At 62.0% G+C, this 26,085-nt stretch carries 25 protein-coding genes; 15 read left to right on the top strand and 10 right to left on the bottom strand.

What is annotated here, in order from left to right; genetic code table 11:
- Positions 1–3: 3 nt before the first annotated feature.
- Positions 4–1,530, bottom strand: coding sequence for an osmotic stress tolerance membrane protein RloB (gene rloB / locus PVA39_RS08545; protein WP_274123705.1), 1,527 nt, complete (start codon positions 1,528–1,530; stop codon positions 4–6).
- A 5-nt stretch (positions 1,531–1,535) separates the two neighbouring features.
- Positions 1,536–2,066: a retropepsin-like aspartic peptidase RloA gene (gene rloA, locus PVA39_RS08540; RefSeq protein ID WP_093504393.1), complete on the bottom strand. Its 531-nt coding sequence runs from the start codon at positions 2,064–2,066 to the stop codon at positions 1,536–1,538.
- Positions 2,067–2,498: 432 nt separating this feature from the next.
- Between rloA and PVA39_RS08535 the strand changes: the two genes are divergently transcribed.
- The 5 genes from PVA39_RS08535 (at position 2,499) to prpF (ending at position 9,278) form a co-directional block, all read left to right on the top strand.
- On the top strand, positions 2,499–3,218 hold the full coding sequence (locus PVA39_RS08535) for a GntR family transcriptional regulator (RefSeq protein WP_274123815.1): 720 nt from the start codon (positions 2,499–2,501) through the stop codon (positions 3,216–3,218).
- Positions 3,215–4,102: a methylisocitrate lyase gene (prpB, locus tag PVA39_RS08530; protein ID WP_274123704.1), complete on the top strand. Its 888-nt coding sequence runs from the start codon at positions 3,215–3,217 to the stop codon at positions 4,100–4,102. The genes PVA39_RS08535 and prpB overlap by 4 nt, the downstream gene beginning before the upstream one ends.
- A gap of 29 nt (positions 4,103–4,131) precedes the next feature.
- Positions 4,132–5,289 (top strand): bifunctional 2-methylcitrate synthase/citrate synthase, encoded by a 1,158-nt coding sequence (gene prpC / locus PVA39_RS08525; RefSeq protein ID WP_274123703.1) that lies wholly within the window; start codon positions 4,132–4,134, stop codon positions 5,287–5,289.
- Between the two features lie 29 nt (positions 5,290–5,318).
- Positions 5,319–7,928, top strand: a complete 2,610-nt coding sequence (gene acnD, locus PVA39_RS08520) for a Fe/S-dependent 2-methylisocitrate dehydratase AcnD (protein WP_274123814.1) — start codon at positions 5,319–5,321, stop codon at positions 7,926–7,928.
- Between the two features lie 159 nt (positions 7,929–8,087).
- Positions 8,088–9,278 carry a 2-methylaconitate cis-trans isomerase PrpF gene (gene prpF, locus PVA39_RS08515; protein ID WP_274123702.1) on the top strand — a complete coding sequence of 397 codons (1,191 nt, stop codon included), beginning with the start codon at positions 8,088–8,090 and terminating at the stop codon, positions 9,276–9,278.
- A 13-nt stretch (positions 9,279–9,291) separates the two neighbouring features.
- Here the strand turns inward: prpF and PVA39_RS08510 are convergent, their stop codons facing one another.
- Together PVA39_RS08510 and ppsR are read right to left on the bottom strand one after the other, a co-directional pair.
- Positions 9,292–9,930 (bottom strand): LysE family translocator, encoded by a 639-nt coding sequence (locus PVA39_RS08510; RefSeq protein WP_274123701.1) that lies wholly within the window; start codon positions 9,928–9,930, stop codon positions 9,292–9,294.
- A gap of 19 nt (positions 9,931–9,949) precedes the next feature.
- Entirely contained in the window at positions 9,950–10,768 is an 819-nt protein-coding gene (gene ppsR, locus PVA39_RS08505; RefSeq protein ID WP_013791629.1) for a posphoenolpyruvate synthetase regulatory kinase/phosphorylase PpsR, read from the bottom strand.
- Positions 10,769–10,945: 177 nt separating this feature from the next.
- On the opposite strand from ppsR, the gene ppsA reads away from it, so the two are divergent.
- From ppsA to PVA39_RS08465, 8 genes are all read left to right on the top strand, one after another.
- Positions 10,946–13,318, top strand: coding sequence for a phosphoenolpyruvate synthase (ppsA, locus tag PVA39_RS08500; protein ID WP_274123700.1), 2,373 nt, complete (start codon positions 10,946–10,948; stop codon positions 13,316–13,318).
- A 147-nt stretch (positions 13,319–13,465) separates the two neighbouring features.
- Positions 13,466–14,470 carry an alpha/beta fold hydrolase gene (locus PVA39_RS08495; protein WP_274123699.1) on the top strand — a complete coding sequence of 335 codons (1,005 nt, stop codon included), beginning with the start codon at positions 13,466–13,468 and terminating at the stop codon, positions 14,468–14,470.
- Positions 14,471–14,560: 90 nt separating this feature from the next.
- Complete coding sequence (gene rraA, locus PVA39_RS08490; RefSeq protein ID WP_274123698.1) at positions 14,561–15,046, top strand: ribonuclease E activity regulator RraA; 486 nt, start codon at positions 14,561–14,563, stop codon at positions 15,044–15,046.
- A gap of 40 nt (positions 15,047–15,086) precedes the next feature.
- Positions 15,087–16,082, top strand: a complete 996-nt coding sequence (locus PVA39_RS08485; protein ID WP_274123697.1) for a zinc transporter ZntB — start codon at positions 15,087–15,089, stop codon at positions 16,080–16,082.
- Between the two features lie 54 nt (positions 16,083–16,136).
- The gene (locus PVA39_RS08480) at positions 16,137–16,385 is read left to right on the top strand and encodes a CrfX protein (RefSeq protein WP_093504413.1); all 249 of its coding nucleotides are present in this window, start codon (positions 16,137–16,139) and stop codon (positions 16,383–16,385) included.
- A gap of 2 nt (positions 16,386–16,387) precedes the next feature.
- A complete protein-coding gene (locus PVA39_RS08475; RefSeq protein WP_013791623.1) occupies positions 16,388–17,212 on the top strand; it encodes a mechanosensitive ion channel family protein in 825 nt (274 codons plus the stop codon).
- An 88-nt stretch (positions 17,213–17,300) separates the two neighbouring features.
- Positions 17,301–17,891, top strand: coding sequence for an RNA polymerase sigma factor SigX (sigX, locus tag PVA39_RS08470; RefSeq protein ID WP_274123696.1), 591 nt, complete (start codon positions 17,301–17,303; stop codon positions 17,889–17,891).
- Positions 17,892–17,996: 105 nt separating this feature from the next.
- Complete coding sequence (locus tag PVA39_RS08465) at positions 17,997–18,977, top strand: OmpA family protein (RefSeq protein WP_147177572.1); 981 nt, start codon at positions 17,997–17,999, stop codon at positions 18,975–18,977.
- Positions 18,978–19,266: 289 nt separating this feature from the next.
- Here the strand turns inward: PVA39_RS08465 and PVA39_RS08460 are convergent, their stop codons facing one another.
- The gene (locus PVA39_RS08460) at positions 19,267–19,581 is read right to left on the bottom strand and encodes a transcriptional regulator (protein WP_274123695.1); all 315 of its coding nucleotides are present in this window, start codon (positions 19,579–19,581) and stop codon (positions 19,267–19,269) included.
- Positions 19,582–19,775: 194 nt separating this feature from the next.
- On the opposite strand from PVA39_RS08460, the gene PVA39_RS08455 reads away from it, so the two are divergent.
- Positions 19,776–20,168, top strand: coding sequence for a hypothetical protein (locus tag PVA39_RS08455; protein WP_274123694.1), 393 nt, complete (start codon positions 19,776–19,778; stop codon positions 20,166–20,168).
- Positions 20,169–20,185: 17 nt separating this feature from the next.
- Here the strand turns inward: PVA39_RS08455 and PVA39_RS08450 are convergent, their stop codons facing one another.
- Positions 20,186–21,115, bottom strand: a complete 930-nt coding sequence (locus PVA39_RS08450; RefSeq protein ID WP_274123693.1) for a LysR family transcriptional regulator — start codon at positions 21,113–21,115, stop codon at positions 20,186–20,188.
- 139 nt (positions 21,116–21,254) lie between these two features.
- Between PVA39_RS08450 and PVA39_RS08445 the strand changes: the two genes are divergently transcribed.
- Positions 21,255–22,466: an acyl-CoA dehydrogenase gene (locus tag PVA39_RS08445; RefSeq protein WP_274123692.1), complete on the top strand. Its 1,212-nt coding sequence runs from the start codon at positions 21,255–21,257 to the stop codon at positions 22,464–22,466.
- A 4-nt stretch (positions 22,467–22,470) separates the two neighbouring features.
- On the opposite strand, the gene PVA39_RS08440 is transcribed toward PVA39_RS08445, so the two are convergent.
- From PVA39_RS08440 to xthA, 4 genes are all read right to left on the bottom strand, one after another.
- Positions 22,471–22,665, bottom strand: a complete 195-nt coding sequence (locus PVA39_RS08440; protein ID WP_274123691.1) for a hypothetical protein — start codon at positions 22,663–22,665, stop codon at positions 22,471–22,473.
- A complete protein-coding gene (locus tag PVA39_RS08435) occupies positions 22,662–23,654 on the bottom strand; it encodes a TerC family protein (RefSeq protein ID WP_274123690.1) in 993 nt (330 codons plus the stop codon). Before PVA39_RS08435 ends, PVA39_RS08440 begins: the two co-directional genes overlap by 4 nt.
- 154 nt (positions 23,655–23,808) lie before the next feature.
- Positions 23,809–25,188, bottom strand: coding sequence for a phosphate ABC transporter substrate-binding/OmpA family protein (locus PVA39_RS08430; RefSeq protein WP_274123689.1), 1,380 nt, complete (start codon positions 25,186–25,188; stop codon positions 23,809–23,811).
- Between the two features lie 76 nt (positions 25,189–25,264).
- Positions 25,265–26,077, bottom strand: a complete 813-nt coding sequence (gene xthA / locus PVA39_RS08425; protein WP_274123688.1) for an exodeoxyribonuclease III — start codon at positions 26,075–26,077, stop codon at positions 25,265–25,267.
- Positions 26,078–26,085: the final 8 nt, after the last annotated feature.

The raw sequence follows: 26,085 nt of genomic DNA, 5'->3' as shown, positions 1-26,085 counted from the left end.
GTCTTAGTCCTTCAGGAAGGCTTTGAAGCGGAACAGTTCGGTCAGGCGGTAGCCGCGGTAACGCCCCATCGCCAGCATGAAACCCACCAGGATCAGCAGGATCGCCGGGAAGGTGAACACGAAGTACACCAGCTCCGGTACGGTCATCAGCAGATGCGCGACGGTGGCGGCGAACAGCGTGCCGAGAGCAACCTTGAAGGCATGGCTGCCGCCGCGCTCTTCCCAGGTGATCGACAGGCGCTCGATGGTCATGGTCAGAATCACCATCGGGAACAGGGCGACCGACAGGCCGCGTTCCAGGCCCAGCTTGTGGCTGAACAGGCTGATGGTGGCGATCAGCACCACCACGAAGGTCAGAACCACCGACAGGCGCGGCAGCATCTGCAGCTTCAGGTGTTCCAGGTAGGAGCGCAGTGACAGGCCCAGCGCGGTGATCACCGTGAACAGGAAGATCCCGAAGCCCAGCTGGGTCTCGCGGAAAGCCAGGGCGATCAGCACCGGGGTGAAGGTGCCCAGGGTCTGCAGGCCGCCGAGGTTGCGCAGGATCAGGATCACCAGCACGCCGATGGGTATCATCACCATGATCATGAAGGTCTGCTGGGTCTGCAGCGGCAGGCCGTACAGCGAGTACTCGAGGAAGTCGGCGTCGGTGTTTTCGTCGGTCAGCTGGGCGAGGCGAATGGCATTCATCTCGCTGTTGTTGAGCGTGAAGGTGGTGGTGGCCTGACGGCCGCCATCGAGGGTGACCAGCGGCTCGTCACCGGTCCACCAGACCAGGCGATCAGCCGGCAGGCCCTGCTCGCCGGTTTCCGGGTTGAAGTACAGCCAGCGGTCGCCGTTGAAGCTGCGCAGCCACAGTTCCGGGCTCTGCTGGATGTCGGCCGCCAGGCGAATGGTGTGTACGCGCTCCATCGGCACGTGTGCGATGGACAGCAGCAGCTCCACGGCCTGGGCTTTTTTGGTGGTCGAGGCATCGCCGCCGAGCAGCAACTTGGCGTTGTCGTCGTTGGTGTTGTTGACGCGCTTGATGGTCTCGCTGATAAAGGTCTCGACGTCCGCCGAGTGCTGGCGGATCGGCGCCAGCAGCGCCTCGGCGGCAATCTTCTCGGGGCCTTCGACCGGGATGCTGTCACGGAAGATCGGGCCCTTGGGCTTGGCCTGCTCGCCGCTGTAGCGCTTGGTCAGCACCAGGCGGTAGTACAGGGTCTGCTTGCCGTTGGCGCGGCGTGCCGACCAAGTCACCTTGCGGTTGCCATCGGCACGGTTGACGCTCACGCCATAGTTGTTGGAGATGAAGCTCTCGTTGAGGCTGACATAGTCCTGGTTCAGCGGCGGTACGAACATCTGCAGTTTGATCGGGTCGCGGCCGTTGGCCTGGAATTCGACCCGGGTGTCGATGTTCCAGAGGTCGTCGGTTTCGTCACTGCTGACCGGAATGCCGAGAATGAAAATCTGATAGGCCGTAATCAGAACGCCCAGGGTCACCAGCACGGTGATCAGGATTTTCAGATGCAGGGTAAGAGAGCGCATGGGGATTACTCGCCGGATTTTGCGTTGGAGCAGTCAGGCTTGCCTGCTGCGTATTTTAGGCTTGGGTCGACCAGGGCATCAAAGCGCTTGAGCGCGTCGGAGCCGATCAAAAGCGGATATTGGAAGGCGCTCCGATCGGTAAGGTTCACTTCGATCTGGCGTTTGACGTTACCCATGCATACGTCCAGCTCGATGACCGGACGTGCGGTGTAGGTCTTCTCGTCGTCTTCTTCGATATCACCGGCGCGGCGCTTGATCTTGCTGATGCGCGCCAGAGGCCGCTCGATGGGGTGCGCGTGGGCATCGTCGATCGCCAGGTAAAAGCGCACCCAGCGTTCACCGTCACGCTTGAAACGTTCGATATCGCGGGCGCTGAGCGAGGCGGTCTGGGCGCCGGTGTCGAGTTTGGCGGCCACTTGCACGTCGAGGTCGAGGCTGACGTATTCGTTCAGACCGTAGATGGTCTTGTCCGCGGCGATGGCCTGGCAGGACAGCGCCAGCAGGCAGGGCAGGGTAGTCAGGAAATGAAGTCTCATGGGTCCTTGAGTCGATGAAGCGATGGGACAATCCATGCGCCATTGAAGACGGCCCCTGGCGCCAGTGCAGCAGCGGCCCGTGGGCGAAATGAGGCGAAGTCTAGCATGGGCGGCGAGCGTGCTGACAATCGCTTGTGCGGCGCGGCCAAGGCGGCCTGCCCCCGCTGATACGTTGCTGCATGTGGTTGTTTGCTAAGTCTTTCGGCATTGAGGTGGCGCTTGAGGATTAGCAGGACTGCGCTGCCTAAACACCTGCGCAATGCTGGGGTGCGCGCGGCGCCATGCGCGGCACGTTGGCAGCTGGGTGCCTAGGCTGATAAGAAGGCTGGGTGCCAGCCGCACTGATTTTTTGTCTAATTGTCGACACCTTGTGCTTGAGTAAACTCAATTTATCGAGTTATCTAGGTGTATTGATTCTTGAGTGTCGACAATATGCTGGATGCCATCGAAGTGCAAAGTGCTCAGGAGGATTCCGGCACGCTCGCGGAAAACGTCTTTCGCCAAATTCAGTTGGCCATCGTGCGTGGCGAGATTGCGCCGGGCTCGAAAATTTCCGAACCAGAGCTGGCGCGTACCTACGGCATCAGCCGTGGGCCGTTGCGTGAGGCTATTCACCGGCTGGAAGGGCAGAAGCTTCTGGTGCGCGTGCCCCATATCGGCGCACGTGTGGTATCGCTCAGCCATGCCGAGCTGATCGAGCTGTACGAGATCCGCGAATCTCTGGAAGGCATGGCCTGTCGACAGGCGGCCGAGCGCATGAGCCAAACCGAGATCGGCGACTTGCGCCGGGTGCTCGACTTGCACGAGCAGGACGCGGCGTTCCAGGCCGGTGTCGGCTACTACCAGCAGGAAGGCGACTTCGACTTCCACTACAGGATCATCCAAGGCAGCGGCAACCGCACCCTGGCCAAGTTGCTATGCGACGAGCTGTATCAGCTGGTGCGTATGTACCGCCTGCAGTTCTCCGCCACGCCCAATCGGCCGCACCAGGCTTTCGCCGAACACCACCGCATTCTCGACGCCATTGCCGACCGTGACGGCGAGCTGGCCGAGCTGCTGATGCGTCGCCATATCGGCGCCTCCAAACGCAATATCGAGCGCCACTATAAAGAGGCGCTTGCCACTTCATCCAAGATCCGAGGTGATTCATGACCCAGCTATCCGCCGGCCAGCGTTTCCGCCAGGCCCTCGCCGAAGAGCAACCGCTGCAGGTGATTGGCGCGATCAACGCCAACCATGCGCTGCTGGCCCAACGTGCCGGTTTCAAGACGATCTACCTGTCCGGTGGCGGCGTGGCGGCCGGCTCCCTGGGCTTGCCGGATCTGGGCATCAATACCCTGGAAGATGTGCTGATCGACGTGCGGCGCATCACCGATGTGTGCGACCTGCCGCTGATGGTCGACATCGACACCGGCTTCGGGCCGAGTGCTTTCAATATCGAGCGCACCATCAAGAGCCTGATCAAGGCGGGCGCCGCGGCGGCTCATATCGAGGATCAGGTCGGCGCCAAGCGCTGTGGTCATCGGCCGGGCAAGGAGATCGTCTCCTGCGAGGAAATGGTCGACCGCGTCAAGGCTGCCGCCGATGCCAAGACCGACCCGAATTTCTTCCTGATCGCCCGCACCGACGCCATCCAGGCCGAGGGCGTTGACGCCGCCATAGCGCGTTGCCAGCGCTATGTGGAGGCGGGCGCCGACGGCATCTTCGCCGAGGCGGCCTATGACCTGCCGACCTATCAGCGCTTCGTCGAGGCGCTAAAGGTGCCGGTGCTGGCCAACATCACCGAATTCGGCGCCACGCCGCTGTTCACCCGTGACGAGCTGGCCTCGGTCGGCGTGGCCATCCAGCTGTATCCGTTGTCCGCGTTCCGCGCTGCCAACAAGGCAGCGGAAAGTGTCTACACCTCGATCCGCCAGAACGGCCACCAGAAAGACGTGGTCGAGCAGATGCAGAGCCGCGCCGAGCTCTATGACCGCATCGGCTATCACGCTTTCGAGCAGAAGCTCGACGCGTTGTTCGCCGCCGGCAAGAAGTAAAACAAGAACAAAATCTTGAGGAGATCACCATGAGCGCCACCGAAACCACGCCAGGCTTCAAACCGAAGAAGTCCGTCGCCCTTTCCGGCACCGCCGCCGGCAACACCGCGCTTTGCACCGTGGGCCGTACCGGCAACGACCTCCATTACCGCGGTTATGACGTGCTGGATTTCGCCAACCGCTGCGAGTTCGAGGAGATCGCCCACCTGTTGGTGCACGGCAAGCTGCCAAACGTCGCCGAGCTGGCCGGTTACAAGGCCAAGCTCAAGGCCCTGCGCGGCCTGCCGGCTGGGGTCAAGGCCGCACTGGAGCAACTGCCACCTTCGGCGCACCCGATGGATGTGATGCGTACCGCGGTGTCCGTGCTCGGCTGCCTGGCGCCAGAGAAGGACGACCACAACCATCCGGGTGCCCGTGATATCGCCGACAAGCTGATGGCTTCCCTCGGGTCGGCGCTGCTGTACTGGTACCACTACAGCCATAACGGTAAGCGCATCGAGGTGAACACCGACGACGATTCCATCGGCGGCCACTTCCTGCATCTGCTGCATGGCGAGAAACCGCGCGAGTCCTGGGTGCGCGCCATGCACACCTCGCTGAACTTGTATGCCGAGCACGAATTCAATGCCTCGACCTTCACCTCGCGGGTGATCGCCGGCACCGGCTCAGACCTGTTCTCCTGCATCGCCGGCGCCATCGGCGCGCTGCGCGGCCCCAAGCACGGCGGCGCCAACGAAGTGGCCTTCGAGGTGCAGAAACGCTACGACAGCCCGGACGAGGCCGAGGCCGATATCCGCGAGCGCGTAGGGCGCAAGGAAGTGGTAATCGGCTTCGGTCACCCGGTCTATACCGTTGCCGACCCGCGCAACAAGGTGATCAAGGAAGTGGCTCGCGAGCTGTCGACCGAGCAGGGCAACAACAAGATGTTCGACATCGCCGAGCGCCTGGAGAGCGTCATGTGGGACATCAAGAAGATGTTCCCCAACCTCGACTGGTTCAGCGCCGTGAGCTACCACATGATGGGCGTGCCCACCGCCATGTTCACCCCGCTGTTCGTCATCGCCCGCACCGCTGGTTGGTCAGCCCACGTCATCGAGCAGCGCATCGACGGCAAGATCATCCGCCCGAGCGCCAACTACACAGGCCCAGAAGACCTGCAGTTCGTGCCGCTCAAGGATCGCCCCTGATAATTATGAAAAGCCAAATGAACGACACCGTGAACAGCCAATTCCGCAAGCGCCTGCCTGGCACTGTGCTGGATTACTTCGACGCCCGCGAGGCGGTCGAGGCGATCCAGGCCGGCGCCTGGGCGAAGCTGCCCTACACCTCGCGGGTACTCGCCGAGCAGCTGGTGCGCCGTTGCGAGCCGCAGGACCTGACCGCGTCGCTGGAGCAGCTGGTCTACCGCAAGCGCGACCTGGACTTTCCCTGGTATCCGGCGCGGGTGGTCTGCCATGACATTCTCGGCCAGACCGCGCTGGTCGACCTGGCCGGCCTGCGTGATGCCATCGCCGAGCAGGGCGGTGACCCGGCCAAGGTCAACCCGGTGGTGCCGACCCAGTTGATCGTCGATCACTCGCTGGCCGTTGAGGCGCCGGGGTTTGACCCGGACGCCTTCGAGAAGAACCGCGCCATCGAGGATCGCCGCAACGAGGATCGCTTCCACTTCATCGACTGGACGAAAACCGCGTTCAAGAACGTCGACGTGATTCCGGCCGGCAACGGCATCATGCACCAGATCAACCTGGAGAAAATGAGCCCAGTGATCCAGGCGCGCGGCGGCATCGCCTTTCCCGATACCTGCGTGGGCACCGACTCGCACACCCCGCACGTCGATGCCCTGGGCGTGATCGCCATCGGTGTCGGCGGCCTGGAGGCCGAGACGGTGATGCTCGGCCATCCGTCGATGATGCGCCTGCCGGATATCGTCGGCGTCGAGCTGAGCGGCAAGCGTCAGCCGGCCATCACCGCCACCGATATCGTTCTGGCGCTGACCGAGTTTCTGCGCAAGGAGCGCGTGGTGGGCGCCTGGGTCGAGTTCTTTGGTGAAGGGGCGGACAGCCTGTCCATCGGCGATCGCGCGACCATCTCCAACATGTGCCCGGAATATGGCGCCACCGCCTCGATGTTCTATATCGACGGCCAGACCATCGACTACCTCAAGCTCACCGGCCGCGAGCCGGAGCAGGTGGCGCTGGTAGAAAACTATGCCAGGACTCTCGGGCTGTGGAGCGACGCGCTGACCAGCGCCGAGTATGAGCGTGTGCTGCGCTTCGACCTGGGCAGCGTGGGCCGCAATATGGCCGGCCCGAGCAACCCGCATCGGCGCCTGCCGACCTCGGCCTTGGCCGAGCGCGGCATCGCCGACGAAGCCAAACTGCAAGCCGGCAAGGGCGAAGAAGCCCAGGGGCTGATGCCCGATGGCGCGGTGATCATCGCGGCGATCACCAGCTGTACCAACACGTCCAACCCGCGCAACGTAGTGGCTGCCGGCCTAGTCGCCAAGAAGGCCAACGCTCTGGGTCTGGTGCGCAAGCCTTGGGTGAAGACGTCGTTCGCGCCAGGCTCCAAGGTCGCCAAGCTGTATCTGCAAGAGGCCGGCCTGCTGCCGGAGCTGGAAAAGCTCGGTTTCGGCATCGTCGCCTACGCCTGCACCACCTGTAACGGCATGTCCGGCGCGCTGGATCCGGTGATCCAGAAGGAAATCATCGACCGCGATCTGTACGCCACCGCCGTGCTTTCGGGGAACCGCAACTTCGACGGGCGCATCCATCCCTACGCCAAACAGGCGTTCCTGGCGTCGCCGCCGCTGGTGGTGGCTTACGCCATCGCCGGCACTGTGCGTTTCGACATCGAGCAGGATGCGCTGGGCCGCGATGCGCAGGGCAATCCGATCACCCTCAAGGATCTGTGGCCGAGCGACGAGGAAATCGATGCCATCGTCGCCGCGTCGGTAAAGCCCGAGCAGTTCAAGCAGATCTACATCCCGATGTTCGACCTGGGCAGCGTGCAGGAGGCCGAAAGCCCGTTGTACGACTGGCGGCCGATGTCCACCTATATCCGCCGCCCGCCGTACTGGGAGGGTGCATTGGCCGGTGAGCGCACGCTCAAGGGCATGCTGCCCCTGGCGATCCTGCCGGACAACATCACCACCGATCACCTGTCGCCGTCCAACGCCATCCTGGCGGACTCGGCTGCCGGCGAGTATCTAGCGAAAATGGGCTTGCCGGAGGAGGACTTCAACTCCTACGCGACTCACCGGGGCGACCACCTGACCGCCCAACGTGCCACCTTCGCCAACCCGCAACTGGTCAATGAAATGGTCGTGATCGATGGGCAGGTGAGAAAGGGCTCGCTGGCCCGCGTCGAGCCCGAGGGCAAGGTGATGCGCATGTGGGAGGCCATCGAGACCTACATGAACCGCAAGCAGAACCTGATCATCGTGGCCGGTGCCGACTACGGCCAGGGTTCGTCCCGCGACTGGGCGGCCAAGGGCGTGCGCCTGGCGGGTGTGGAGGTGATCGTCGCCGAAGGCTTCGAGCGCATTCACCGCACCAATCTGGTGGGCATGGGCGTGCTGCCGGTGGAGTTCAAACCGGGCACCACGCGCCTGACCCTCGGGCTGGATGGCACCGAGCGCTATGACATCGAAGGCGATATTGCGCCCCGTTGTGAGTTGACGCTGGTGATCCATCGCCGCGATGGCGAGGTGGTATGGGTGCCAGTGACCTGCCGCCTGGATACGGCGGCGGATGTCAGCGTGTACAAGGCCGGCGGCGTGCTGCAGCGCTTCGCCAAGGACTTCCTCGAAGGCGCGGTGGCTTGATCGAGTAGGGTGTATGGCGCTTTACCGACCCACCAGGGGGGCTCTCCCCGGTGGATGGAAAGCGCCAGCTACGCGTGCCGACCCACCCTGTAGCCAACCCGGGAAAACCAGTATCAACTTGCCCGGATCGCATCCGGGCCATTTTTCAGGACTGCACCCATGGCTCATCTGCCTCAAGTGAAAATCCCCGCCACCTATATGCGTGGCGGCACCAGCAAGGGCGTGTTCTTTCGCCTGCAGGACCTGCCCGAACCTTGCCAGGTGCCGGGTGAGGCCCGTGACAAGCTGTTCATGCGGGTGATCGGCAGCCCGGATCCTTACGGGGCGCATATCGATGGCATGGGCGGGGCGACGTCGAGCACCTCCAAGTGCGTGATCCTGTCGAAAAGCACGCAGCTGGATCACGATGTCGACTACCTCTACGGTCAGGTATCCATCGACAAGGCTTTTGTCGACTGGAGCGGCAACTGCGGCAATCTCTCGACCGCAGCAGGTGCCTTCGCCATTCACGCCGGCCTGGTCGACCCCGCGCGGATTCCCGACAACGGCACCTGCGTGGTGCGCATCTGGCAGGCCAACATCCACAAGACCATCATCGCCCACGTGCCGGTCAGCAATGGCCAGGTGCGGGAAACCGGCGACTTCGAACTGGACGGCGTGACCTTTCCGGCGGCGGAGATCGTGCTGGAGTTTCTCGATCCGTCGGACGATGGCGAGCAGGGCGGCTCGATGTTCCCGACCGGCAACCTGGTCGATGACCTCGACGTGCCCGCCGATGTTGTAGAAGGCGGCACCCTGAAGGTGACGCTGATCGCGGCTGGCATTCCGACCATCTTCGTCAATGCGGAGGATATCGGCTACCAGGGCACCGAGTTGCGCGAGGACATCAATTCGGACCCGGCGCAGCTGGCGCGTTTCGAGCAGATTCGCGTGGCCGGCGCCCTGCGCATGGGGCTGATCAAGACCCCTGAAGAAGCGCTGACCCGCCAGCATACGCCCAAGGTTGCCTTCGTCAGCCCGCCGAAAAGCTACCTGGCATCGAGTGGCAAGACGGTCGAAGCCGGTGAGGTCGACCTGCTGGTGCGGGCGCTGTCTATGGGCAAGCTTCATCACGCCATGATGGGCACCTGCGCGGTGGCCATCGGCGCGGCGGCGGCGGTGCCGGGCACGCTGGTCAACCTGGCGGCGGGCGGTGGCGAGCGTCAGGCGGTGCGCTTCGGGCACCCGTCCGGCACCTTGCGCGTTGGTGCCGAAGCGGGGCAGGTCGACGGCAGCTGGGTGGTCACCAAGGCGATCATGAGCCGCAGTGCGCGGATTCTCATGGAGGGCTGGGTGCGGGTGCCGGCCTAGCACCCGCGGCCGCTCAATGCTGGGTAGCGCTGATCAGCAGGCCACCCGCACCCATGAAGAAGGCGCCTGTGGTGCGGTTCAGGCGCTGCGCGCCTTGCCGGGTGCGAATGAAGCGGCGGATCTGCCGGCCGAACAGGGCGTAGACCAGCGAGGCCGCGTACTCGGCCAGCAGGTAGGTGGCGCCCAGGTAGATGAACTGCTCGGTCGCCGGCTCGCCCGGCTTGATGAATTGCGGGAACACTGCCGCGAACAGCAGAATGGCCTTGGGGTTGCTGATGCCGATCAGAAACTCCTGCAGCATCAGTCGCGACACTCGCCGCTGCGGCTGCACGGCCGGCACGGCGCCTTCCAGATCCAGGCCGTTGAACTCCCGGCTGCGCCAGGCGCTGATGCCCAGATACAGCAGGTACAGTGCGCCGACCCACTTGATCACCGTGAACGCGGTTTCCGAGGCCAGCAGCATGGCGCCCAGGCCCACCGCGGAAATGCTCAGGAAGATGATGAACGCCGCCACGCGCCCGGTAGTGGCCACCAGGGCCGCGCCGATGCCATGGCGGATGCCGTTGTTCATCGCGCAGAAGTTGTTGGGGCCTGGCGTCAACGCGATCAGAAAGGCGAGCGGGGCGAATAGCACGGCATCGAACAGCGTCATGGCAGGTCCCTCAGGACGGTTATTTGAAGCGTCGTTCGACGCCTTTTTCCACCAGGATCTTGGCGGAGATCTCTTCGACCGAGAAATGGGTAGAGTCGATGAAGTTGATCGATTCCCGGCGGAACAGGCTTTCCACTTCGCGCACCTCGAATTCGCACTGAGCATAGCTGGCGTAACGGCTGTTTGGCTTGCGCTCGTTGCGAATCGCCGCCAGGCGGTCGGGGTCGATGGTCAGGCCGAACAGCTTGTCGCGGTGTTTCTTTAGCGAGGCAGGCAGTTGCAGGCGTTCCATGTCGTCTTCGGTGAGCGGGTAGTTGGCGGCGCGGATGCCGTATTGCATGGCCATATAAAGGCAGGTCGGGGTCTTGCCGCAACGCGACACGCCCACGAGGATCAGGTCGGCTTTGTCGTAGTAGTGGGTGCGCGCGCCGTCGTCGTTGTCGAGGGCGAAGTTGACCGCCTCGATACGCTCCATGTAGTTGGTGTTGCCGCTTATCGAGTGCGACTTGCCTACCGAGTAAGAGGAGTGGGAATCGAGTTCCTGCTCCAAGGGCGCGAGAAAGGTCGAGAAGATGTCGATCATGAAGCCGCGGGACTCGACCAGGATGTCGTGGATTTCCTGGTTGACGATGGTGGCGAAGACGATCGGGTTGGCGCCGTCTCTGTCGGCGGCATTATTGATTTGTTGTACCATGGCGCGCGCTTTTTCGACGCTGTCGACATAAGGCCGCGTGAGCTTGGTGAAGCCGATGGTGTCGAACTGGGCCAGCAGGCTTTGCCCCAACGCTTCTGCGGTGATACCGGTGCCGTCGGAGATGAAGTACGCGGTTCGAGTCATTGCGCAAATGGCCTATAAGCTGGGAACGAATCTTGGCTATGATAGGTCGGTTTTTTGCCGGCCCTGATGGGTTTGCATTGTTACTTATTTTCCAGGGCCAGGCCATTGCCCACCCGGCGCATGCCGACGGCGTTTCCAGCCCATGAGCTTTTCCAACACTGAAGTGGAGAGATCACCTTGGCAGAGTACGTAGTTTCCCTCGATAAGCTCGGCAATCATGACGTCGAGCATGTAGGGGGCAAGAACGCCTCCCTCGGCGAGATGATCAGCAACCTGGCGGGCGCTGGTGTTTCGGTTCCCGGTGGTTTCGCCACGACGGCCCAGGCCTACCGCGACTTTCTCGAGCAGAGCGGCCTGAATGCGCAGATCCACGAAGCGCTGGACGCCCTGGATGTCGACGATGTCAACGCCCTGGCCAAGACCGGCGCGCAGATTCGCCAGTGGGTGATGGACGCCGAGTTCCCGGCCGAGCTCAACGAGCAGATTCGCACCGCCTTCGCCGCCATGGCGAACGGCAATGACAACATGGCCGTCGCCGTGCGCTCTTCAGCCACCGCCGAAGACCTGCCCGACGCCTCTTTTGCCGGCCAGCAGGAAACCTTCCTGAACATCCGCGGTGTGGAGAACGTCATTCGCGCGGCCAAGGAAGTCTTCGCTTCGCTGTTCAACGACCGCGCCATCGCCTACCGCGTGCACCAGGGCTTCGACCACAAGCTGGTCGCCCTGTCCGCGGGCGTACAGCGCATGGTGCGCTCGGAAACCGGCACCGCCGGCGTGATGTTCACCCTGGATACCGAATCGGGCTTCCGCGATGTGGTGTTCATCACCGGCGCCTACGGGCTGGGTGAGACCGTGGTGCAAGGCGCGGTGAACCCCGACGAATTCTACGTCCACAAGCAGACCCTGGAAGCCGGCCGCCCGGCGATCCTGCGTCGCAACCTGGGCAGCAAGGCTATCAAGATGATCTACGGCGACGAAGCCAAGGCCGGCAAGTCGGTCAAGGTGGTCGACGTCGACCGCGCCGACCGCGCGCGTTTCTGCCTGACCGACGCCGAGGTCAGCGAGCTGGCCAAGCAGGCCATGATCATCGAGAAACACTATGGCCGCCCGATGGATATCGAGTGGGCCAAGGACGGTGACGACGGCAAGCTGTACATCGTTCAGGCCCGCCCGGAAACCGTGAAGAGCCGCGCCAGCGCTACCGTGATGGAGCGCTACCTGCTCAAGGAAAAAGGCACCGTGCTGGTCGAAGGACGCGCCATCGGCCAGAAGATCGGCGCCGGCAAGGTCCGCGTGATCAACGATGTGTCCGAGATGGACAAGGTTCAGCCCGGCGACGTGCTGGTTTCCGACATGACCGACCCGGACTGGGAACCGGTCATGAAGCGCGCCAGCGCCATCGTCACCAACCGCGGCGGGCGCACCTGCCACGCGGCAATCATCGCCCGCGAGCTTGGCATTCCGGCCGTGGTCGGTTGCGGTAACGCCACCCACGCGCTGCGTGACGGCCAGGGTGTGACGGTTTCCTGCGCCGAAGGCGACACCGGTTTCATCTTCGAGGGCGAGCTGGGCTTCGACGTACGCCAGAACTCCATCGATGCCATGCCCGAACTGCCGTTCAAGATCATGATGAACGTCGGCAACCCCGACCGCGCTTTCGATTTCGCCCAGCTGCCCAACGCCGGTATCGGCCTGGCGCGCCTGGAGTTCATCATCAATCGCATGATCGGCGTGCACCCCAAGGCGCTGCTGAACATGGACGGCCTGCCGCCGGAAATTCAGGAAAGCGTCGAGAAGCGCATCGCCGGCTACGCCGACCCGGTGGGTTTCTACGTCGAGAAGTTGGTCGAGGGCATCAGCACCCTCGCAGCCGCGTTCTGGCCGAAGAAGGTCATCGTGCGCCTGTCGGACTTCAAGTCCAACGAATACGCCAACCTGATCGGTGGCAAGCTCTACGAGCCGGAAGAAGAAAACCCGATGCTGGGCTTTCGTGGCGCCTCGCGCTACATCAGCGAGTCGTTCCGTGACTGCTTCGAGCTCGAGTGCCGGGCGCTGAAGAAGGTCCGCAACGAGATGGGCCTGACCAACGTCGAGATCATGGTGCCGTTCGTGCGTACCCTGGGCGAAGCCAAGCAGGTGGTCGATCTGCTCGCTGAAAACGGCCTGGCGCGCGGTCAGGATGGCCTGAAGGTCATCATGATGTGCGAGCTGCCCTCCAACGCCATCCTCGCCGAAGAATTCCTCGAGTATTTCGACGGCTTCTCCATCGGTTCCAACGACCTGACCCAGCTGACCCTGGGGCTGGATCGCGATTCCGGGATCGTCGCGCACCTGTTCGACGAGCGTAACCCGGCGGTCAAAAAACTGCTATCGAACGCCATCCAGGCCTGCAACAAGGCCGGTAAGTACATCGGCATCTGCGGCCAGGGGCCGTCGGACCACCCGGATCTGGCGCGCTGGTTGATGGAGCAGGGTATCGAGAGCGTGTCCCTTAATCCTGACTCGGTATTGGAAACCTGGTTTTTCCTGGCCGAAGGTCAGCCAAGCTGATCGATTCGCGTTGAGGTGACCCGAGGGCAGGTTCTACCTGCCCTTTTTTGTGCCAGCAGGCCCGTAAGCCGTTTCACCCGGTTTTGAATATTGATGCCTGCCGCAGAGCGTCTGCGGCAGGCAATTTGTTGTGTCAGAGCGAAGAAGATGCAAAGCAGCAGTGAGTTGTTTCCCGTAGCGCTGATGAGTGCCGAGCTACGTGGCGATTTGAGTGAAGATGTCTACCGCCTCAAGCCGGGCAACAGTCCGGATTTCAGCGTCGAACTGGCCCTGACCCGTCTTGGGCTCGCCGGGCAGGAAGAGGCCCGTGGCGAGCCGGTAATTCTGCTGCATGGCAGTTTTTCCAACCGGCGCTTCTGGTACTCGGCTGGTGGTGTTGGCCTTGGGCCTTATTTGGTGCGCGCCGGTTTCGATGTGTGGATCGCCGAGATGCGCGGCCATGGTCTGTCGCCGCGCAACCTGGCCTACCGGGACAACTGCGTGGCGGACTACGCCCGTTACGATCTGCCGGCGATCGCCGCCTTCGTCGCCGAGCAGAACCCGGCACCTATTCACTGGCTAGGGCATTCCCTGGGCGGCCTGACCCTGGCGGCGGCGCTGGGCGGCGGTTATCTGCCGCAGGTTGGTGTCGCCAGTGTCGGGCTGTTCGGCGCCGAGGTCAGCCGCCGCTACTGGATGCTCAAGGTGCCGCCTGTTGAATGGATCGCCCGTTTGCTGCTCAAGCGTTTCCCGGTGCTTTCGGGCGCACGGTTCAAGCGCGGGCCGGAGGACGAGCCGATCGGTATTGCCCTGGAAACCTTGCGCTGGCATCGCCTGTTCGGCCGTTTCGGCGATGCCGAGCGCGACTGGTGGGCCGGGCTGCAGGAGGTGAGGGTGCCGCTGCTGGCGGTGGCGAGCGACGCGGATGTGCAATGCCCACCCGAAGCCTGCCGGGAGCTGTTCGCGCAGTTCGCCTCGGCCGATCGCGAGTTAGTCGTGCTGGGGCGCGGCCATGGCTTTGCCCATGAGTACGATCATGTGCAGATGCTGGTCAGCAAACCTGCTCAGGACGAAGTCTGGCCGCTGGTGCGTCGCTGGCTTGCCGGCGAACGCCAGGCGCCGGCTCTTGAGGTGGATGAACAGGGTGGGACGGCGATTTCTGCCACGCTCTGATACAGCCAGGGGGATGCGCCTGCGAGAGTGTCCGAGGCGTACCGGATAAGGCTATGCTGCAGGCTTCGAACACTCACCAGGAGCTTCGCCATGCACTACAGCACGCCCGATCTGTGTGATGCCAACCCGGAACTGGTCAGCGTCGTGGAACCGATGTTCAGCAACTTTGGCGGCCGCGACTCGTTCGGTGGTGAAATCGTCACCGTCAAATGTTTCGAGGACAATTCCCTGGTCAAGTCCCAGGCCGAGCAGCCAGGCGCTGGCAAGGTGCTGGTGGTCGACGGCGGGGCGTCGCTGCGTTGCGCGCTGCTGGGCGACATGATCGCCGAGAAGGCCGCGAGTAACGGTTGGGAAGGCATGGTGATCTACGGCTGCGTGCGTGACGTCGACGTGCTGGCGCAGACCAATCTTGGCGTGCAGGCACTCGGAAGCCATCCGATGAAAACCGAGAAGCGCGGCCTAGGCGACCTCAATGTGGCGCTCAACTTCGGTGGGGTCACCTTCCGCCCGGGCGAATACCTGTATGCCGACAACAACGGCATCATCGTTTCACCGCAGGCGCTGCAAAGCGAATAACCAGGCGCTTACGCCGCCTGGCAGCAAGCAAGGGGTATGGATGTACGAGGAAGACAATGCCCAGTGGGGCCTGGTGCACGGCTTCGTGCTGGACGGCAAGGGCGGCGCTCAGGCGGTGGCCCGCGAGCAACTTGATGACTTGCAGCTTGAGGACGGGCAGAGCCTCTGGCTGCACTGGGATCGCAGCCACCCGCAGACCCAGAGCTGGCTGCGCCGTGACAGCGGATTGAGCGAGTTCGCCTGCGACCTGCTGCTCGAGGAAAACACGCGGCCGCGTGCCTTGCCGCTACCTGACGACGAGCTGCTGCTGTTCCTGCGCGGCGTCAACCTCAACCCAGGCGCCGAGCCTGAGGACATGGTTTCAGTGCGCATTTCTGCGGGTGCGCGACGGGTGATCTCACTGCGCTTGCGTCCGCTGCGTGCTACCGAAGACCTGATCGAGCGCCTGCAGGCGGGCAAGGGGCCGAAAAATCCTTCTGAGCTGATTCTGCAACTCAGCGACTATCTGACCGACAAGATCGAGGACCTGGTGACCGGGCTGTCCGACCTGGTCGATGAGCAGGAAGAGCAGGTCGATGGCAACGAACGCACCTTGCCCGATCACGGTCTGCTGCTGCATATCCGCCGCCGCGCCGCGGGCCTGCGCCGCTTCCTGTCGCCGCAGCGTGATATCTACGCACAGCTCACGCGCAGCCAGTTGCCCTGGTTGAGCCACGAAGACAGCTTGTACTGGAACGAGCTGAACAACCGACTGCTGCGTTATCTCGAGGAACTGGAGCTGACCCGCGAGCGTATCGGCCTGTTGCTGGAAACCGAGAACCGCCGGCTGGACGTGCGCATGAACCACATCATGTTCCGCTTCGGCATCATCACCTGCATCTTCCTGCCCATGAGCTTCGTCACTGGTCTCTTGGGTATCAACGTGGGCGGCATTCCTGGCGCCGAGAGTCCTTACGGGTTTCTGGTCGCCTGTTTGCTGATGGTGCTGATTGGCGTGGGGCAGTGGCTGCTGTTTCGACGTCTGCGCTGGGTGTGATGTGACTCACTCGGCAAGCGCTTCGTCTAGCGGAGACGTTCTGTGAGGTCTGCCATGCACGATCCATTTGAAGAATCTCTGCGTGATTTGTTGAAAGCCTCGTCCTCGCCTGCGCGAGACGACGATGCCTGCCTGAACCGGGTACTGAAAACCGCCAACCGCCAGGTGGGCGCGGGTGACCTGTTCGGCCTGATGGGGCACTGGGCCGGCGCCCTGATGATCGCCCTCAACAATGGCTCTTCCCATGTCGCACCGGTATCACGCCGTCGTGCTTCTGCTCGTTCTTCCGATAAGGCTCAATGAAAATGGAACTCGATCCTTGGACTCATAGCCTGGTCGCCGCGATGACGGCGCTGTGGACTAAAGTCGCCAGCTTCATTCCCAATCTGTTCGTGGCGCTGGTGCTGGTGCTGCTGGGCTTCATCGTCGCCAAGCTGCTCGATACGCTGCTTTCCAAATTGCTAGGCAAAGTCGGCCTCGACCGCCTGATGGCCGGTACCGGGCTGACCAAGATCCTCGGTCGCGCCGGCTTCCAGGTGCCGGTCTCCACCTTGATCGGCAAGATCGTCTACTGGTTCGTACTGCTGGTGTTTCTGGTTTCCGCCGCCGAGTCGCTGGGCCTGGAACGGGTCTCTGCCACCCTGGATGTGCTGGCGCTGTACCTGCCCAAGGTGTTTGGCGCAGCTCTGATCCTGCTCGCCGGTGTGCTGCTGGGTCATCTGCTCAGCGGCCTGGTACGCGGCGCCGCCGAAGGCGTTGGCCTGGATTACGCCCATGGTCTGGCACGTCTTGCCCAGGGGCTGGTGATCATCATCAGCATCTCCGTGGCCATCGGCCAGCTGGAGGTCAAGACCGACCTGCTCAACAACGTCATCGCCATCGTGCTGATTTCCGTCGGCCTGGCCGTGGCGCTGGCCCTTGGCCTGGGCAGCCGCGGGCTAGCCAGCCAGATTCTGGCGGGCATTTATGTACGTGAGTTGTACCAGGTGGGGCAGGAAATCGAAGTGGACGGCGTGCAGGGGCAGATCGAGGAGATCGGCACGGTCAAAACCACCGTGCTGACGGACTCCGGCGAGCTGGTTTCGCTCGCCAATCGGGTATTGCTCGAGCAACGGGTGAGCAGCCGCTGAAGGGCATTTCTGCTACGCTATGCGCCCAGCCAGTGGCCTGCTCGACAGGCGCTGGCTGCTTTCGTCCTGACCGTTGGCCCAATCTGCTTTGAACGCACCCCAAACACCGTCACTGCGCTATGACCCACGCGAGCTCTCCGACGAGGAGCTGGTGGCACGTGCCCATGACGAGCTGTTCCATATCACCCGTGCGTACGAAGAACTGATGCGACGTTACCAACGCACCCTGTTCAATGTATGTGCGCGATATTTAGGGAACGATCGAGATGCCGACGATGTCTGTCAGGAGGTGATGCTCAAGGTTCTATATGGGCTCAAGAACTTCGAGGGTAAATCGAAGTTCAAGACCTGGCTGTACAGCATTACTTACAACGAATGCATCACTCAGTACCGCAAGGAGCGTCGCAAACGTCGTTTGATGGATGCACTGAGTTTGGATCCTCTGGAAGAGGCGTCGGAAGAAAAGGCGCCAAAGATAGAGGACAAAGGCGGACTGGATCGCTGGCTCGTGCATGTGAACCCGATTGACCGGGAAATTCTGGTGCTGCGTTTTGTCGCGGAACTCGAGTTCCAGGAGATCGCCGATATCATGCATATGGGACTCAGTGCTACCAAGATGCGTTACAAGCGAGCGTTGGACCGATTGCGGGAAAAGTTTGCAGGTATTACCGAAAGTTAGTTCGGGGCAAGCTTTAACTGGCAAAGGTGAGTTTTAGTAAACTTACCGCAGACTCGCATGTCTACCTGCATGCGGATCAATCACTCATAGATGGGGATTTAACGGATGAAACTGAAAAACACCTTAGGCGTAGTCATTGGCTCCTTGGTAGCCGCTACCTCCATGGGCGTGCTGGCCCAAGGCCAAGGCGCTGTCGAGGTGGAAGGCTTTGCCAACCGCTACTTCACCGACAGCCAGCGTGATTTCGCTCACGACGAAGGCAACCAGTTCGGCGCAAGCGTTGGCTACTACCTGACCGACGATGTCGAGCTGGCACTGTCCTACGGCGAATACCACGACCTGCGTGGCGAAGGCGCTGCTGGCAGCAAGAACATCAAGGGCAACCTGACTGATCTGAAAGCCCTCTACCACTTCGGCCAGCCGGGTGTAGGTCTGCGTCCTTACGTTTCCGGCGGCGTTGGCCACCAGAGCATCGGCGACGCCAACAAAGGCGGCCGTGATACTTCGACTCTGGCCATCGTTGGTGGCGGTGCCAAGTACTACTTCACCGAAATGTTCTATGCCCGTGCAGGCGTTGAAGCACTGTACAACATCGACAAAGGTGACACCGAGTGGCAAGCCGGCGTTGGTGTCGGTCTGAACTTCGGTGGCAGCACCCGTCAGGTCGCTCAGGTAACTGAGCCGGCTCCAGAGCCGACCCCGGCTCCGGCTCCGGTCGTTGAAGAAGCTCCGCAAGTCGTTCGCGTCGAACTGGACGTGAAATTCGACTTCGACAAAGCTGCTGTGAAGCAAGAAAGCTACGGTGACATCAAGAACCTGGCTGACTTCATGAACCAGTACCCGCAGACCACCACCACTGTTGAAGGTCACACTGACTCCGTCGGTACTGACGCTTACAACCAGAAGCTGTCCGAGCGTCGTGCAAACGCTGTTCGTGAAGTGCTGGTCAACCAGTACGGCGTAGGCGCTGACCGCGTCAACTCGGTTGGTTACGGCGAGTCCCGCCCGGTTGCTGACAACGCTACCGAAGAAGGCCGTGCCATCAACCGTCGCGTTGAAGCTGAAGTAGAAGCCCAAGCCAAGTAATAGGCTCAGGCATCATGAAAAACCCGGCTCAGGCCGGGTTTTTCTTTGCCCGTAAAAAAGTGCGATACAAATAAAAACGGCATCTACCAGAACACCCGATGGGGGAAGGTGGTCTGGCAGATGCCGTGTGCGTTACCCAGCTTCCCATTCAAGGGCTGCCAGGCTATGTGGTTCTCGTTAAAGCAAACATCGCGCCAAGGTACTAGGGCGCAGTCGATGCCGGCGCAATATGACCAGGCACCGGCCTGTATCGAGCCATTAGCGAGCATCGGCGCCCATCGCTGCTTCATCAGGAGGCAGGGCAGGCCCTGGCTTCTTCAACGTAATCCCTTAGCCAGTGCAGCACCTCGACGGCCTCCCAGCGATTCGGGTCGAACATCGCATAGGCCAGCCCCTGATAACCCACCACGTCGAGCTGGCGGTGATAGCCGGCGCGCTGCAGCAACGCTTCGATCTCGGCGAAGCAAGTGTTGAAGTGCAGACGATTGAAGGGCGTTTTACCTTCGGTAACGATTCCTTCCAAGTGCAGTTCCTCAACGATGAGGCGCACCTTATCCAGCGGCATCTGGTTGATCGTGTGTTTGAGTTGCAATACGTCCAGCATCGTTAGGCTCCCGCTTAGGCCTGAGTTCGCCGGAAAATATCCGGGTCGGCGATCGTGTGATGACGGCTGCTAGGGTAATTCAAAAGTACTGTACAAATAAACAGTGTTCGGTGATAGTGAGCCCCGACGCTTGCTGACTCCCCTGTCTGGTGGCCCTGTAAGGCGCCGCTGATCAATGCCGAGGACTCCCTGTAATGCACCAGATGCTCATGACAATTGTGCTGTTGGTAACACTGACCGGCTGCGTACAGCCTCAGGTCGAGCAACCGAAGGTCAATGCCAATTACTTGGTCATCGAAGACGATCAGGCCTGGGCGGTACTGGTTTCCGATGGCAAGCGGGTCGAGGAACATGGCGTGGTGGTCGATGCCATCAAGCTCGACAGCAAGCAGGCGCCGGTTGCGGCGAGCTATGTGATCGACACACCCAATTGCGGCAAGCTCCAGTGGCTGGTCGAACGCCAGGACGCCGCCGATGGCGTTACTACCCGCATGACCCTGCACGACAACAAGCAACTGAGCGCGTCGAACTGCGTTATCGGCGAGGGCCTGACGCGGGTTTGGACGGTGCTGGACTATTCCAGCTGATCTTTCCTCAGTCGACCTCAGGCGCTGGCCGACGCTTTGCGTTCCTCGGCGGTGATACGCTGGCAGATCTCGATGATCTGTTCGCGCATCCAGCGGTTGGCGGGATCCTGATCGGTACTTTCATGCCAGTACAGGTGGGTTTCCAGCGAGGGGATGCCTGCTACTGGCAATTCACTGAAGTGCAGGTCGTTGTCGCGAGCGAAACGTTCCGGCACGGTGATCGCCATGTCGGTATCGCGCATCACCCGGCAGGCCATCAGATAGTGCTGCGAACGCAACGCAATACGCCGCTGAATGCCCATCTTGCCCAGCGCCAAATCGACATAGCCCAGCCCACTGCGGCGGCTGGAGATCTGAATGTGGGTCAGTGACAGATAGGCTTCCAGGCTAAGCTTCTCCTTGGCCAGCGGATGCCCATGGCGCATGGCGCAGACGTAGCGGTCTTCCATCAATTTGACGTGACGTACCTGCGGGTCGATGTTCAGCGGCGCATCCACGGCGAAGTCCAGGCGGCCGGCGGCCAGCTCCTTGGTGGTCTCACGACGTTTCACCAGCATGCTTTCGATGGTCACGCTCGGTGCCTGGCGACGTAGGCGCTGGAACAGCGGCGGCAACACCACCGCCTCGGTCAGGTCGGTCATGCTGATGCGAAAACTCTTGGTAGCCTGTGCCGGGTTGAAGGTGCGGCTTTCCTGTACCGAGATGCGCAGCTGCTGCAAGGCGTTGCGCACCGGGGTGATGATGTTCTGCGCCATAGGCGTGGGCACCATGCCCTGCGCGGTGCGCACGAACAGCGGGTCGTTGAAGGTCTCGCGCAGGCGGGCGAGGGCGTTGGACACCGCCGGTTGGGTGATGCCGACGATCTGCCCGGCGCGGGTGAGATTGGCTTCGGTGTAGATGGCGTCGAAGACCACAAAAAGATTGAGATCGACCTTGTTCAGGTTCATGCCTGAGCGACTCCAGAGTTGTTCTTGTGCGCCGATCTTATATCGGTGATGAATGTTAATACACGCCGAAAATAGCGTCGATTTATGACTCGCCGTCCACTAGCATCCCTGGCACACAGAAACGCAGCCGAGGTGTGCCGTGGATTTCGCCTATTCCCCCAAGGTTCAGCAACTGCGCGAGCGCGTTACCGCGTTCATGCAGGAGCATGTCTATCCGGCCGAGGCCGAGTTCGAGCGCCAGGTCGCCCAGGGTGATCGCTGGCAGCCCACCGTGATCATGGAACAGCTCAAGGATCGCGCCAGAGGAGAGGGGCTGTGGAACTTGTTCCTGCCCGATTCCGAGCTGGGCGCGGGGCTCACCAATACCGAATACGCGCCGCTGGCCGAGATCATGGGCAGCTCGCTGATCGGCCCTGAGCCGTTCAACTGTGCGGCCCCCGACACCGGCAACATGGAAGTGCTGGTGCGTTACGGCAGCGAAGAGCAGAAACGCCAGTGGCTTGAGCCGCTACTCAATGGCGATATCCGTTCGGCCTTCGCGATGACCGAACCGGGTGTTGCCTCATCGGACGCCACCAACATGCAGGCCACCGCCGTGCGTGATGGTGATCAATGGGTGATCAATGGCCGCAAGTGGTGGACCTCGGGCGCCTGCGATCCACGCTGCAAGATCATGATCTTCATGGGCCTGAGCAACCCCGATGGCCCACGGCACCAGCAGCATTCGATGATTCTGGTGCCCATGGACACGCCTGGCGTGAAGGTGCTGCGCCCGCTGCCGGTGTTCGGCTATGACGATGCGCCTCATGGTCACGCCGAAGTGCTGTTCGAGGACGTGCGCGTGCCGTACAGCAACGTGCTACTCGGTGAGGGTCGCGGCTTCGAGATTGCCCAGGGCCGCCTCGGGCCGGGTCGCATTCACCATTGCATGCGCTCCATCGGCATGGCCGAGCGGGCCCTGAAACTGATGTGCGAGCGCGCGCTCGATCGCACCGCCTTTGGTAAGTCGCTGGCCCGGCTGGGCGGCAATATCGACCTCATCGCCGAGTCGCGCATGGAGATCAATATGGCGCGCCTGCTGACCCTCAACGCGGCGTACATGATGGATACCGTCGGCAACAAGGTGGCAGCCAGCGAGATCGCGCAGATCAAAGTGGTAGCGCCGAATGTAGCGTTGAAGGTGATCGATCGCGCCATCCAGATCCATGGCGGGGCCGGGGTCAGTGGAGATTTTCCGCTGGCCTACTGGTACGCCATGCAGCGTACCCTGCGCCTGGCCGACGGCCCGGACGAGGTGCATCGTGCGGCCATCGGCAAATACGAACTGGGCAAGTATCAGCAAAAAACCTGATGACCTAGCTGCCCGGCTCCTTGCCGGTGTCGGGCACCAGGCTCAGCCGTTCGCCGTTCAGACGCATATGCAGTTGGGCCGCGACGGCGCGAGCGGCGCCTTCATCGTCGAACATCAGTGTGCGTTTGCCCAGGCGCACACACCAGCGCACGCCGTCGGGCTTTTCCAGTCGCTCAAGCTGCACCTCTTGTTCGTTCACGTCGTCTCGGCAGGTTGCTTGTTTCGGGTTTTCAGCAGCGACAGGATGACGCCGCCGAACAGCACGCCCATGGTAACGCCGAGCGAAAGCAAAGCGGGAACCTTGATGAAACCGTGCAGGAAAATCTTGCAGCCGATGAACATCAGCACGATGGCCAGCGCGTACTTCAGGTACACGAAGCGATGCATCAGCGCGGCCAGGGCGAAGTACAGCGCGCGCAGGCCGAGAATGGCGAAGATGTTCGAGGTGTAGACGATGAACGGATCCTGGGTGATGGCGAACACCGCTGGCACGCTGTCCACCGCGAACACCAGATCGGCCAGCTCAATCAGTACTAGAGCGAGCAGCAGCGGCGTGGCGAACAGCAGCATCTTGCCGCTGGCCGGATCTCTCTGCCGCACCAGAAATTTGCCGCCGTGCATATCGTCGGTCATACGGATGTGTTTGCGTAGAAAGATGAGCAGCTTGTTTTGCGACAGATCCGGATGCTCGTCATGGTCCTTGCTGAACAGCATCTTGATGCCGGTGAACAGCAGGAAGGCGCCGAATAGATAGAGGATCCAGTCGGACTGCTGCACCAGGGCGGTTCCCAGGCCGATCATGATCGCCCGCAGCACCACCACGCCGAGAATGCCCCAGAACAGCACGCGGTGCTGGTATTTGCGGGGAATGCCAAAGAAGCCGAGGATCATCGCCATGACGAACACGTTGTCCATCGACAGCGACTGTTCGACCAGAAAGCCCGTGTAGAACTCCAGCGCCTTGGTGGCGCCAAGCTCCCACCAGACCCAGCCGCCAAAGGCCACGCCCACGCTGAAATAGCCCGAGTAGAGCAGCAGGCTCTCGCGCATTTCGATTTCGTGTTGGTCGCGGTGCAGAACGCCCAGGTCGAAGACCAGCAGAGCGATGACGATGACCACGAAGGCCAGCCAGAAGTAGTACGGGGTGCCGAGAAACGGCGTGAGCATAAAGGCATGTAGAGCTGTCATGGGCCCTCCCTGTCGATGCCTAAGTTGAGATTCAACTTGGTGACTCCGACATCACGATGAGAGCAGCTCATCGCCAGAGGGGCCCGGCGTCACTTGCTTGAGAGGCTAGGCCGGATCACGCGGCCGAGCAAGTTTTAGCCGCGCCTCGAAAGGGTCAGTAGACCCAGACTTCCACGCGGCGATTCTTCAGCCTGCCGCTGTCGCCCTCGTTGTCGGCAACCGGCAGCTCGTCACCCAGGCCGGTGACTTCGCGCATCACCACGCCTTCGCGAACCAGCTCGCGGCGTACCGCCATGGCGCGCAATTTGGAGAGCAGCTCGGCCCTTGCGGGCAAGGCCTTGGGGTCGCCAAAGCCGACCAGCACCACTTTGTCCTGCAGCTTGTCGTGCTCGCGCAGGTAGTCGAACACGCGGTACAGGTCCTGCTGCGCTTTGTTGTCCAGGCTGGCGCTGCCTTCCTGAAAGCGGAAGTTGACCGACAGACGCTGGGCGTTGCGGGCCAGCTCCTGATAGGCCGGCGGCATGTCCGCGGTGGTTGGGATCTTCACCGGCTCGATGCTCTGGGCGATAAAACCGTGCTGGGCGACGATGGCCTGACCGTGAGGGCTTTGCGCGAACTTGAGCAGTGCCTCGGCCCATGGATTGCTGCGTTTGGGTGGCGCGTAGATGAACAGTCGGCGCGACAGCGGGTAGTCCTCGGTAGCGATCAACGTCACGCTGGGCGCCATTGGCTGCGAGTCGCCGGCAGCGATAGCCACCGCCTTGGCATTGCGCACATAGGGTAGGCCGATAAAGCCGATGCCGTTGATATCACCCACCACCGAGTCGGACAGCTGTTCGCTGGACTCGAAACGCTTGGCCTTGGCAGAAAGCTGCTTGCCGTTGGCGCTCAGCACCAGTTCCTTGAAGGTGTCGAAGGTGCCGGAGTTGTCGTCGCGGGCATACAGGTCGATGGCGCCGGGGCGGCCGCCCAGTTGTGACCAGTCGCTGATCTCGCCGGAGAAGATTTGCGCCAGTTGCAGGGTGCTCAAGGCAGCGATGGGATTTTTGGGGTGCAGCACGATAGCCAGGCCGTCGATGGCGATGACCTGCTCGGCGTCTCGGCTCTTCATGTTGCCCAGCGAAGCCAGGCTGGCATTTTCACTGTCCTTGATGGGGCGTGAGGAGGCGGCAAGCTCGGCGTTGCCCTGGCCGAGGGCGGTGAAGCCTGTGCTTGAGCCGTGGGCGGCGATGGTCACGCTGACCTTGCGACCGGCCGCGTTCAGCGCGCTGACCGTCTGCTCGTTTTCCTGGGTGGCGCTGGTGCGTATGTCATTGAACCCCTGTTCCTGCAGCAGGCCTCTGACCAGCGCCGGGCCGAGCTTGGCGCCAATGGTGTTGGAGCCCTGGATGCGCAGCACGGGCTGATTGCCGGGCGGAACGGGAAGTGCGGCGAAGGCTGTCCAGGGGCTCAGGTAGAAGACGAAACCGAGCAGCAGAAAGGTCGCCGTTCGGCTCCAGGTCTCGTGGTCACAACGGGTTGAGGCGCGCAGCATGCGGCAATCACCTTGCAAGGGATGGCGAAAGTGCTGCGACGATAAGACAGAAAAATGACTACACGATGACGAAGGGTCAGCCCAGGTGCAGCCAGATCGGCGCGTGATCGGAGGGCTTTTCCATGCCGCGCAGTTCGTAGTCGATACCCGCGTCCTTGAGGCGGTCCTGCAGGGCACGTGAGGCGAGGATCACGTCGATGCGCAGACCACGCTTGGGTTCGTCCTCGAAGCCACGGCTGCGGTAGTCGAACCAGCTGAAACGGTCATCGACTTCCGGGTGCAGCTGGCGGAAGCTGTCGACCAAACCCCAGTTCTTCAGGGTCGCCAGCCACTCGCGCTCTTCGGGCAGGAAACTACATTTGCCGGTTTTGAGCCAGCGCTTGCGGTTCACCTCGCCGATGCCGATGTCGCAATCCTCGGGGGAGATATTGATGTCGCCCATGACGATCAGCGGCTGATCGTGGGCGAAGCGGCTGCTCAGCAGCGTCTGCAGGTCGGCGTAGAAGCGCTGCTTGGCGGGAAACTTGGTGGGGTGGTCACGGCTTTCGCCCTGGGGAAAGTAGCCATTCATCACGGTCACAGGGTTGCCGTTGGCATCGGCATAGGTGCCGTAGATGAAGCGGCGCTGCGAGTCTTCGTCGTCGTCCGGAAAGCCCTTGGCGATGTCCAACGGTGCCTGGCGCGACAGCAACGCCACGCCGTAATGACCCTTCTGGCCGTGGTAGTGCACGTGGTAGCCCAGGGCGCGAATCTCCGCCTCGGGGAACTGGTCGTCGCTGACCTTGGTTTCCTGCAGGCCGATCACATCCGGCTGGTGCTTCTCGATCAGTGCCGCGAGTTGATGCGGGCGGGCGCGCAAGCCATTGATGTTGAAGGAAACGAGTTTCATGTCGGCGA

The sequence above is a fragment of the Pseudomonas sp. CNPSo 3701 genome, assembly GCF_028674975.1.
Lineage (GTDB): Bacteria > Pseudomonadota > Gammaproteobacteria > Pseudomonadales > Pseudomonadaceae > Aquipseudomonas > Aquipseudomonas straminea.
This window is presented reverse-complemented; position numbering and strand designations above follow the sequence as displayed.

Excerpts from the sequence above, each read along its gene's own strand:
- rraA (WP_274123698.1), top strand. The coding sequence starts at position 14,561 with ATGCACTACAGCACGCCCGATCTGTGTGATGCCAACCCGGAACTGGTC.
- xthA (WP_274123688.1), bottom strand. The coding sequence starts at position 26,077 with ATGAAACTCGTTTCCTTCAACATCAATGGCTTGCGCGCCCGCCCGCAT.
- PVA39_RS08465 (WP_147177572.1), top strand. The coding sequence starts at position 17,997 with ATGAAACTGAAAAACACCTTAGGCGTAGTCATTGGCTCCTTGGTAGCC.
- PVA39_RS08435 (WP_274123690.1), bottom strand. The coding sequence starts at position 23,654 with ATGACAGCTCTACATGCCTTTATGCTCACGCCGTTTCTCGGCACCCCG.
- prpC (WP_274123703.1), top strand. The coding sequence starts at position 4,132 with ATGAGCGCCACCGAAACCACGCCAGGCTTCAAACCGAAGAAGTCCGTC.
- rloA (WP_093504393.1), bottom strand. The coding sequence starts at position 2,066 with ATGAGACTTCATTTCCTGACTACCCTGCCCTGCCTGCTGGCGCTGTCC.
- PVA39_RS08485 (WP_274123697.1), top strand. The coding sequence starts at position 15,087 with ATGTACGAGGAAGACAATGCCCAGTGGGGCCTGGTGCACGGCTTCGTG.
- prpF (WP_274123702.1), top strand. The coding sequence starts at position 8,088 with ATGGCTCATCTGCCTCAAGTGAAAATCCCCGCCACCTATATGCGTGGC.
- PVA39_RS08450 (WP_274123693.1), bottom strand. The coding sequence starts at position 21,115 with ATGAACCTGAACAAGGTCGATCTCAATCTTTTTGTGGTCTTCGACGCC.
- PVA39_RS08510 (WP_274123701.1), bottom strand. The coding sequence starts at position 9,930 with ATGACGCTGTTCGATGCCGTGCTATTCGCCCCGCTCGCCTTTCTGATC.
- ppsR (WP_013791629.1), bottom strand. The coding sequence starts at position 10,768 with ATGACTCGAACCGCGTACTTCATCTCCGACGGCACCGGTATCACCGCA.
- prpB (WP_274123704.1), top strand. The coding sequence starts at position 3,215 with ATGACCCAGCTATCCGCCGGCCAGCGTTTCCGCCAGGCCCTCGCCGAA.
- rloB (WP_274123705.1), bottom strand. The coding sequence starts at position 1,530 with ATGCGCTCTCTTACCCTGCATCTGAAAATCCTGATCACCGTGCTGGTG.
- PVA39_RS08480 (WP_093504413.1), top strand. The coding sequence starts at position 16,137 with ATGCACGATCCATTTGAAGAATCTCTGCGTGATTTGTTGAAAGCCTCG.
- PVA39_RS08475 (WP_013791623.1), top strand. The coding sequence starts at position 16,388 with ATGGAACTCGATCCTTGGACTCATAGCCTGGTCGCCGCGATGACGGCG.
- PVA39_RS08535 (WP_274123815.1), top strand. The coding sequence starts at position 2,499 with ATGCTGGATGCCATCGAAGTGCAAAGTGCTCAGGAGGATTCCGGCACG.
- PVA39_RS08455 (WP_274123694.1), top strand. The coding sequence starts at position 19,776 with ATGCACCAGATGCTCATGACAATTGTGCTGTTGGTAACACTGACCGGC.
- PVA39_RS08430 (WP_274123689.1), bottom strand. The coding sequence starts at position 25,188 with ATGCTGCGCGCCTCAACCCGTTGTGACCACGAGACCTGGAGCCGAACG.
- PVA39_RS08495 (WP_274123699.1), top strand. The coding sequence starts at position 13,466 with ATGCAAAGCAGCAGTGAGTTGTTTCCCGTAGCGCTGATGAGTGCCGAG.
- PVA39_RS08460 (WP_274123695.1), bottom strand. The coding sequence starts at position 19,581 with ATGCTGGACGTATTGCAACTCAAACACACGATCAACCAGATGCCGCTG.